Origin of the sequence: Clostridium disporicum (assembly GCF_001405015.1) — a bacterium.
GTDB classification, from domain to species: domain Bacteria; phylum Bacillota; class Clostridia; order Clostridiales; family Clostridiaceae; genus Clostridium; species Clostridium disporicum_B.
Genome location: NZ_CYZX01000038.1, coordinates 1 through 8,861 on the forward strand (window position 1 = coordinate 1; position 8,861 = coordinate 8,861).

Annotated in this window: 10 protein-coding genes, 3 tRNA genes and 2 rRNA genes; 13 read left to right on the forward strand and 2 right to left on the reverse strand. The window is 27.8% G+C overall.

Translation table 11 applies throughout. The features are described 5' to 3' along the window. The 11 genes from ARA56_RS15865 to ARA56_RS15910 all read left to right on the forward strand — a co-directional run. Window positions 1–156 (forward strand): 23S ribosomal RNA (locus tag ARA56_RS15865); the annotation flags it as partial. 82 nt (window positions 157–238) lie between these two features. After that, a 5S ribosomal RNA gene (rrf, locus tag ARA56_RS15870) occupies window positions 239–355 on the forward strand. A gap of 5 nt (window positions 356–360) precedes the next feature. Further along, window positions 361–437 (forward strand) — tRNA-Ile (locus ARA56_RS15875). Between the two features lie 5 nt (window positions 438–442). Continuing rightward, window positions 443–518 (forward strand) — tRNA-Ala (locus ARA56_RS15880). A gap of 180 nt (window positions 519–698) precedes the next feature. Further along, on the forward strand, window positions 699–857 hold the full coding sequence (locus ARA56_RS16870) for a hypothetical protein (RefSeq protein ID WP_172675783.1): 159 nt from the start codon (window positions 699–701) through the stop codon (window positions 855–857). Window positions 858–993: 136 nt separating this feature from the next. Next, a complete protein-coding gene (locus ARA56_RS15885) occupies window positions 994–1,437 on the forward strand; it encodes a hypothetical protein (RefSeq protein WP_055268442.1) in 444 nt (147 codons plus the stop codon). Window positions 1,438–1,456: 19 nt separating this feature from the next. Next, window positions 1,457–1,921, forward strand: a complete 465-nt coding sequence (locus ARA56_RS15890; protein ID WP_055268444.1) for a VanZ family protein — start codon at window positions 1,457–1,459, stop codon at window positions 1,919–1,921. Window positions 1,922–2,349: 428 nt separating this feature from the next. Then, window positions 2,350–4,437 carry an elongation factor G gene (gene fusA, locus ARA56_RS15895; RefSeq protein WP_055268446.1) on the forward strand — a complete coding sequence of 696 codons (2,088 nt, stop codon included), beginning with the start codon at window positions 2,350–2,352 and terminating at the stop codon, window positions 4,435–4,437. Window positions 4,438–4,557: 120 nt separating this feature from the next. Next, window positions 4,558–4,794, forward strand: coding sequence for a hypothetical protein (locus tag ARA56_RS15900; protein ID WP_055268448.1), 237 nt, complete (start codon window positions 4,558–4,560; stop codon window positions 4,792–4,794). Between the two features lie 121 nt (window positions 4,795–4,915). Then, a complete protein-coding gene (locus tag ARA56_RS15905; protein WP_055268450.1) occupies window positions 4,916–5,419 on the forward strand; it encodes a CinA family protein in 504 nt (167 codons plus the stop codon). A gap of 188 nt (window positions 5,420–5,607) precedes the next feature. Further along, on the forward strand, window positions 5,608–6,528 hold the full coding sequence (locus ARA56_RS15910) for a CPBP family intramembrane glutamic endopeptidase (protein WP_055268452.1): 921 nt from the start codon (window positions 5,608–5,610) through the stop codon (window positions 6,526–6,528). 70 nt (window positions 6,529–6,598) lie between these two features. On the opposite strand, the gene ARA56_RS15915 is transcribed toward ARA56_RS15910, so the two are convergent. Further along, window positions 6,599–7,027, reverse strand: coding sequence for a hypothetical protein (locus tag ARA56_RS15915; protein ID WP_070205711.1), 429 nt, complete (start codon window positions 7,025–7,027; stop codon window positions 6,599–6,601). A gap of 127 nt (window positions 7,028–7,154) precedes the next feature. Here ARA56_RS15915 and ARA56_RS15920 point away from each other — a divergent pair. Next, a tRNA-Phe gene (locus ARA56_RS15920) sits at window positions 7,155–7,230 on the forward strand. A gap of 290 nt (window positions 7,231–7,520) precedes the next feature. Then, window positions 7,521–7,724, forward strand: a complete 204-nt coding sequence (locus ARA56_RS15925; RefSeq protein ID WP_055268454.1) for a hypothetical protein — start codon at window positions 7,521–7,523, stop codon at window positions 7,722–7,724. 112 nt (window positions 7,725–7,836) lie between these two features. On the opposite strand, the gene ARA56_RS15930 is transcribed toward ARA56_RS15925, so the two are convergent. Then, complete coding sequence (locus ARA56_RS15930; protein ID WP_055268456.1) at window positions 7,837–8,514, reverse strand: uracil-DNA glycosylase; 678 nt, start codon at window positions 8,512–8,514, stop codon at window positions 7,837–7,839. Window positions 8,515–8,861 lie beyond the last annotated feature (347 nt).

The following is an 8,861-nucleotide window of genomic DNA, read 5'->3' on the forward strand; positions in this document are numbered from 1 at the left end:
GCTGAAAGCATCTAAGCGTGAAGCCCACCTCAAGATGAGATTTCCCATAGCATAAGCTAGTAAGACCCCTTGAAGAACACAAGGTTGATAGGTCAGAGGTGCAAGTGCGGTAACGTATTTAGCTGACTGATACTAATAGGTCGAGGGCTTGACCAATAAAAAATATAGAATTCATGTGCAATTTTCAGAGAACACTCTGAAAAGTAAATAACCAAAAATAATTGGACTATTACTTATATCTGGTGGTGATGGCGTAGAGGAAACACTCCTTCCCATTCCGAACAGGAAAGTTAAGCTCTATAGCGCCAATGGTACTGCATGGGAGACTGTGTGGGAGAGTAGGACGTTGCCAGGTGCTGAGGATCTTTAGCTCAGTTGGTTAGAGCAACCGGCTCATAACCGGTAGGTCCGGGGTTCGAGTCCCTGAAGGTCCACCATTTTTGGGGGTATAGCTCAGTTGGGAGAGCACTTGCCTTGCACGCAAGGGGTCAAGGGTTCGACTCCCTTTACCTCCACCAAAGCTACGAAGTAATTCGTAGCTTTTTTATTTTGTAAAAATTTAATAAAATGTCGTAATATATCTAAAATTTGTGCATTTTATTTATGGGAATATAATAAAAATGAGATATAATTAATGTTATAGAGAGGTAATAAAATATTATTTAGAAATAATATTTAATATGGGGAGTTGAGTCAGGATGAATAATAGGGAAGAACTAGAATTGAGACTTAAAGAATTAAAATTAAAAAAGCGGGAATTAGTGTTAGCTAATAAAAATACGGACAAGATAGATAAAGACATTAAAAACATAGAAATAGAGATAGAGTTATTACTAGAAAATAAAGAATCTAAATAATAAAATGGAGCATAAAAAATAGAATAGTATTGTTATATAAGTATATAAATTAAATTATTATCATATATGTATAAATTTTAGCATATTAATTTCTTAGGTAATAATATTACCATAAATAAATGAGGAGGCAATCTTTATGATAAGAACTGTGGTATGCGAAAAAGAAGGTTGTAGCGGGAATACATTTTTTATAGAGACTGATAATAATAATCTTAAATTAACTTGTAAGAACTGCGGAAGTCAATATGAAATTGATATTAGCTATTATGATTTTACAATGTTATCGAATTGTTCCAAATGTAATAATGATACATTTAAAGTATTTAGAGATTTAGATAAAGAAGGAGTCTATGTTAAATGTGCTGAGTGTGGCTCTACACCAGAAAAGATATATATAGATTCAGATGGAGTACAAGTTTCTTATGAAATTAAACTTTTAAGTGATATAAAAGAGGTTATGTATTTAATAGAACAAAGGGTTTGTAATTTAGAAATGAGAATTCAAGATTTAGAAAGAGGACAAAGTACTATTGAAGAATCTTTAGCATATGTAAATAAATATTTAATAGATAAAGTGTAAAAATAATTAGGAGAATAAAATGAGAAACAGAAGATTAATAATACGATGGATTGCGTTATTATTCTGGATGGGATTGATATTTTATATGTCAAATCAACCAGGAGATGTATCTAGTAAACAAAGTGGATTAGTATTGAAATTATTTCAGTTTATAGGAATAGATTTAAACAATGAATTAAGTGAGCTTGCAACATTTATAGTAAGAAAAACAGCTCATTTCACAGAATATTTTATATTGTATTTCTTAAGTATTAATGTTATGAAATGTTATTTAAATATAAAAAATGCTATTTTTTATTCTTTTATATTTTCATTTTTTTATGCTTGTACAGATGAAATACACCAATATTTTATTCCAGGAAGGGCGATGGCATTTAGAGATGTTTTAATTGATTCAGCTGGAGCTTTATTAGCTATGATTATTGTAAATATAAAGATTAAGATAAATAAGAAAAAAGAGAATAAACTTAACGCAAGTTATTAATTAGTATACTAATTATAATTAAATATAAAAGTCTATTAATAGAATTATATTAGTGATAAATTTGAAGTTAAGTAAAAACGAATTAGAGCAAGGCTTGTACATAAGATTAATTATTGTGTGTAAGTCTTGTTTTTTTATAAATATTTAAATGAAAGTTAGTAATAATATGAACCACTTAATATATAAATTACTTACATAGGGTAATATTCAAATGATTACTCTTATATAAATTGGGAATAATTTTATAATAATTAGGAAAATTAATCATGAATAGGCAATTATGTATAAGTACTATTTTAGAATATAATTTCATAAAAATTAACTATATAATCAATAATATTTAGTAATTTAGATGAAAGCAATCCAAACAAATTCATATAAGAAAGGTGGGTGAAAGATAATACTACTATAAGTATTATCGATGTATTATGAAAGACTATAGCATTAAAAATCTAAGAAATGTAGGTTTAATAGGACACGGAGCTACAGGGAAGACATCTTTAGCAGAAGCACTATTATATTATGCTAATACCACTGACAGATTAGGTAAGATTGAAGATGGAACTACGGTAATGGATTATGATCAAGAAGAAAAGAGAAGAGGAATATCATTATCAACATCTATAGCTTATTTTGAAAATGGTGATACCAAGATAAATTTAGTTGATATGCCTGGATATTTTGATTTTCAGGGAGAAATGGTTCAAGGAATGAGAGCTGTGGACATTGCAACAATTGTTGTATGTGGTGTATCAGGAGTTCAAGTAGGAACTGAAAAAGCATGGGATTACTGCAATAAAATCAAATTACCAAGAGCATTTTTTATAAACAAGTTAGATAGGGAAAATTCTCACTTTGATAAAACCTTAGATGAATTAAAAGAAAAGTTTGGTATGAGTGTTGTTCCTATTCAATATCCAATAGGAAGAGAAAATGATTTTGATGGAATTGTAGATATAATTTCAAAAACTGCTATAAAAGTTGATAAGAAGACTTTAAAGTGTGAAAATATAGATATTCCAGAAGATTTAGTTGATAAAGTTGATGAATGTAAACAAATGTTAATGGAATCTATAGCTGAAACTGATGAAGAACTTTTAGATAAATATTTAAACGATGGTGAATTGAGTGATGAGGATCTTTACTCAGGATTAGTAAAAGGTTGTGCTCAAGGAGATATAGCACCAGTGTTATGTGGAAGTGCTACTAAGTTAGTAGGAATAAAATCATTTATAGATAATATAGTAAATTGTTTTCCATCACCGGAATATTCATTATCACAAAAAGCAAAAAATTCAAGTAATAGTGAAGAGGTTTTCATAAAAGTAGGAGATGATAAGCCATTTTCTGCGATGGTATTTAAAACTATAGCTGATCCATTTGTTGGCAAAATATCTTTATTTAAAGTAATAACAGGAAAGATAGATGGCGATGTTAACGTTTTAAATTCTAATAAGGAAAAAACAGAAAAATTAAATCATTTATTCTTTATGAGGGGAAAAAATCAAGTTCCAGTACAAGAAATAATTGCTGGAGATATTGGAGCAGTTGCTAAACTTCAATATACAGGTACTGGAGATACTTTATGTAGTCAAGATTTCAATATAATGTATGACAAGATTAATTTTCCAACAGCAGTAATGCCAATGTCTATTTTACCTAAGGCTAAAGGTGATGAAGAGAAGATATCTTTAGCACTGTCTAAATTATCAGAAGAAGATCCTGTATTTAAGGTTGAAAGAGATACAGAAAATGCAGAGACTGTAGTTTGGGGATTAGGAGAAACTCATTTAGAAGTTATAGCTAGTAGATTAAAAAATAAATTTGGAGCTGATGTTACGCTACAACAACCTAAGGTACCTTATAGAGAAACTATTAAAGGTAGAGCAGATGTCCAAGGAAAACATAAAAAACAATCAGGTGGGCATGGACAATATGGAGATGTTAAAATTATATTTGAACCAAGAAATGATGGAGAACTTGATTTAGAATTTGTTGATAAAGTAGTTGGAGGAGCTGTACCAAGAAACTTTATTCCAGCAGTTGAAAAGGGATTAAGAGATTGTTTATCAAATGGAGTTTTAGCAGGATATCCTGTTATAGGCTTAAAAGCAACTTTATATGATGGATCTTATCATCCTGTAGATTCATCTGAAATGGCATTTAAAATAGCAGCTTCAATAGCTTACAAAAAAGGATTAGAAGAAGCTAAACCTGTATTATTAGAACCTATTATGAGTGTGGAAATTTTAATACCAGACGAATATATGGGAGATGTAATGGGAGATATAAATAAGAAGAGAGGAAGAGTTATAGGTATGGAGCAAGAAGGAAAGCTTCAAAAAGTTATTGCTGAAGTCCCTATGGCTGAAATGTTTAATTATTCTACAGATTTAAGGTCAATGACCCAAGCAAGAGGAAGCTATGTAAGTAAGTTTGCTAGATATGAAGAAGTTCCTTCAACAGAAGTTTCTAAAATACTAGATGAAGCTAAGAGATTAAAGGAAGAAGCTTAATAAAAAAGCTACCTATATGGTAGCTTTTTTATTATTTTATGAATAAATAAATAATTCTTACATAAAATAATTATATGTAAAGAGTTTGTAAAAATAAGCTGCAAGAAATGGAGGTAAGATATGTCTGATTATAAGATGGATATAAGAGGAGCATTAGGACTTGGAGAATATAGTGATATTCATGATTATATGGGAATAGTTGATAAGAATGATAACTTTACTATAACATTAGATACGAAGAATAAACAGCATATAAGCATAATTACCTCAATGTTAAAAGAAAATGATTTTAATATTTTAGAGCAAGGAATAAGTAGTGGTGGAGATTATTATATAACAGCTAATAAATATAGATAGTACATAACTCTAAAGCACAACAATGCTTTAGAGATTTTTATTGTTAATTATTATATACCTTTATTTGTAAAGAGTATATAATTTAAATTAAGAATATTTAGATATGTGAGGAAGTTATAATATGAAAAATATAGATATCAATAAAGATCTGGAATATATTATTGGTGAAATTTTGATAAAAAATCACTTAACGATTTCCACAGCAGAATCATGTACGGGTGGTATGGTTGCAGCTAAATTAATATCATACCCAGGAATATCAGCTGCTTATTTAGAGGGATCTGTAACATATTCAAATGAAGCAAAGATAAGTAGACTAGGCGTAAGAGAAGAGACATTATTACAATATGGCGCTGTAAGTGAAGAAACAGCAAGAGAAATGGTTAATGGAATTGCAAAGGTAAGTGGATCAAAAGTAGCAATTTCAACTACAGGTTTAGCTGGGCCAGGAGGCGGGTCAATTGAAAAACCTGTAGGATTAGTATATATAGGAATATATTTAAATGGAGAAACAGTAGTGAAAAAATTTAATTTTACTGGAGAAAGAAATGAAATTAGAAAAGAAACTACAATTTCTGCGTTAAAGATGCTTATAGATTTATTAACTAAAAGAGGATATTTATAAAATAAAAAATAATCCCTCTAAATTTAAATGTTATTAAAGGGATTATTTTTGTATATAAATAAAATGGGGGAGAGGCGATTAATTATGAAGTATAATTTACTTCATTAAATATTATTAACAAATAAGATGAGTATTATACAATCTTAAATCAAATTATTACTATATTATCTATGTTGGGGAGGGAATTTATGAAGAAAATAAAAGAGGCTAATATTTATTTTTTAATAATTATGTTATTACAACTATTTTTACCAGTATATATACTTTTTAGAGCTTTAAATATAAATGATATAAGATGGATGTTAACAATAAATCACATAATAATTTTTATAGTACCAGCATTAATATACTTATTAATTACTAAGCAATCACCCAAAAAGGTATTAAGATTAAATAAACTGCATATAAAGGATATTTTTATTGTTATATGTTTAGCTTTTGTATGTCAGCCTATAATGACTTTCTTTTCTTTAATATCACAGTTCTTTTTTGAAAATGAGATAGGAAATTTTGTTGGAGAAATTGTAAATACTCCTTATTGGATATTATTATTATTGATAGCAGTACTTCCGGCAATAACAGAAGAAATAACAATAAGAGGTATAGTGTTATCAGGATATGATAATAAGAACATATATGTAGCTTGTATTGCAACAGGACTTTTATTTGGAATAATGCATTTAGATCCACAACAGTTTCTTTATGCTACAGCATTAGGATTTATTTTAGCATTAGTAGTAAGAATAACCAATAGTATTTTTGCTTCGGCAATAATGCATTTTATTATTAATGGAACATCAATAACTATACAAAAGATAGTATCATTTTTGCCATCTAATGTAGACTCTGAAATTAGTTTAAAAGCAATTTCATTAGGAGAAAAATTAATATTAACGTTTCAATATGGATGTATGGCAATATTATTCGCTTATATAGCATATCTTTTAATAAAGAAGCTTAAGAAGGATAATATAAAACGAGGAACAATAAGTAAAGAAATTTTCTATAGAAAAAACAATGAAGAAAATGTATTTAATATATATTTTATTTTTATAATAGTTATATATTTATTAGTTATGGTAAGACAAGTTACGTCAGGAAATATTTAAAAAATATACAAGCTTAAAAAATCTAAAGGTACTTATGCTTTTAAGCATTTTGTACTTTTAGATTTTTTAATTATTTAACCATCGAATTAGAGTTTGGAAAAATTGTTGAGAAATCATTTTTAGATATCCATCCTCTACAATTAATGTCGCTATCAATTGGAAGATTAACATAAAACCAAAGTAGATTATCTACTAATGCACTATCAAGAATTTTAACTTCCATTTTTATTGATAAGGTATTTAACTTAGGTGAATCTAGTGTCGGAGCTAGATATAACTTAGCACTTGTATTAGTTATCCCAATTTGAGAAGAAGGATTAATAAATTTAATATTTAGAGGCTTATCAATGGTCGCTAATGATCTATGTTGAGTTTTACATTTCCTAAGTTGATTAGAAGTAATCATTAATTGCTTTTTTACTTTAGCAAGCTGTTGATCATAATATAAATATACTCCTGCTATAGCAGATATAAGAATTATAAAAATTACGAATTGCAAATTAACCTCCGATATAAAGTGTTATATATTACAAGTATATTTTTATAATTACAAAAAATACATATTATAAAATTAAATAAATTTATTTGACATAATATAAGTTATTTGGTATAATTGTCTGTGTTAAGGCTCGATAGCTCAGTCGGTAGAGCAGAGGACTGAAAATCCTCGTGTCCCTGGTTCGATTCCTGGTCGAGCCACCAGGAAGCAACTTACATTCGTAAGTTGCTTTTTTCTATTTTTTCTAATTAATACTCAAATTTATTAGAATATTTTCATTTTAATATCAAGAGTAACTTAACTAGTATTTTATAATTATCCTAATGATATGAAATAAATAAAAATTATAAATATAAGGAACTAATTGGATATCTAATGCGTCTAATATGTATAAGCAATTGATAAATAATATTTAGGTAAAGTTAACTTTTAAGTAAGAAATTATTAATAATTATACTATATAATTTAAGTATAGAATTCTGAGGAGGTAATTATGGTTAAGTTTTTAGAAAAAATGATACTTTCAGATAAAGATTATGAATATTTAACTAAAGGAATAGCTATAGGGGTAGGCACTGGAGTTTTAGTTGGAGCTATTATAGGAAACATAACTTTAACTTTTGCTGCTGGTGGAGTAATTGGAATTTTATCAGCATTTATATATTCTATTTATAAAAGAAATAGAATTAGTGATTGAATATTAAAATATATACATAAATTTTACGATAAGAAGAGGTCGTTTAAATATACTGTAACTTAATTTTGAAAAAGATTAATCAAGTAATCAGTTTATTTAAGCGACCATTTTTTTATATATTTTCTATTTGCCAATCTATAGGAGTTTTATTTACTGATTCTAAAAAACTATTTGTTTTAGAAAATGGCTTAGTTCCAAAGAAGCCTCTAGATGCAGATAATGGACTAGGATGTACAGACGTAAGTATTAGATGTCTTTTATTTGTTATAAGGGATTTCTTTTTAATTGCATTATTTCCCCAAAGTATAAAAACTACAGGATCTTCTTTTTCGTTTACTAAGGAAATTATTTTATCAGTAAAGGTCTCCCAACCGATATTTTTATGAGAGTTAGCTTGACTAGCCCTAACAGTCAATGAGGTATTAAGGAGTAGAACACCTTGATCAGCCCATTTTTTTAAATAGCCATTGTTTGGTATATAGCATCCTAAATCTGATTTTAACTCTTTGTATATATTTAATAGGGAAGGGGGGATAGGTACATTAGGATTTACTGAAAAACTTAATCCATGTGCTTGATTAGGGCCATGATAAGGGTCTTGACCCAATATTACTACTTTAACATCTTTGTATGGAGTAAAATGCAATGCATTAAAAATATCATATTTATCAGGATAAATAGTATTCTCTTTATATTCTTTAGCCAAAAAACTCCTTAAAGATAAATAATAATCTTTATTAAATTCTTCTTCTAATAAGTCTTGCCAGTCATTATTAAGTATTTTTTTCATTAATATCACCTCAATAAATAATTTTACCTATATAGCATACAAGTATTATAAACTTACGAAATTAATAAAACAATAAAGAAAAATAATGTTTATTGGCAGAAACGCTACCTAGTATATCAATAATAGGAAAAATAAGAATTATAGAGAAAAAAAGAAAAAAATGTGGATAATGTAGAATAATTAAATTAAAATTGTGAATAATAATGTAGGAAGAATGTTAAGATAAATCTCGTCGCTGATGCGAAACAACAAAAACATAAGATAAAAAAGTGTTTGACAGTTGTTTTGATAAGTGATAAGATAAGTCTCGTTGCTAACGAAACTAAGTCAAAAAAACTTTGAAAAAA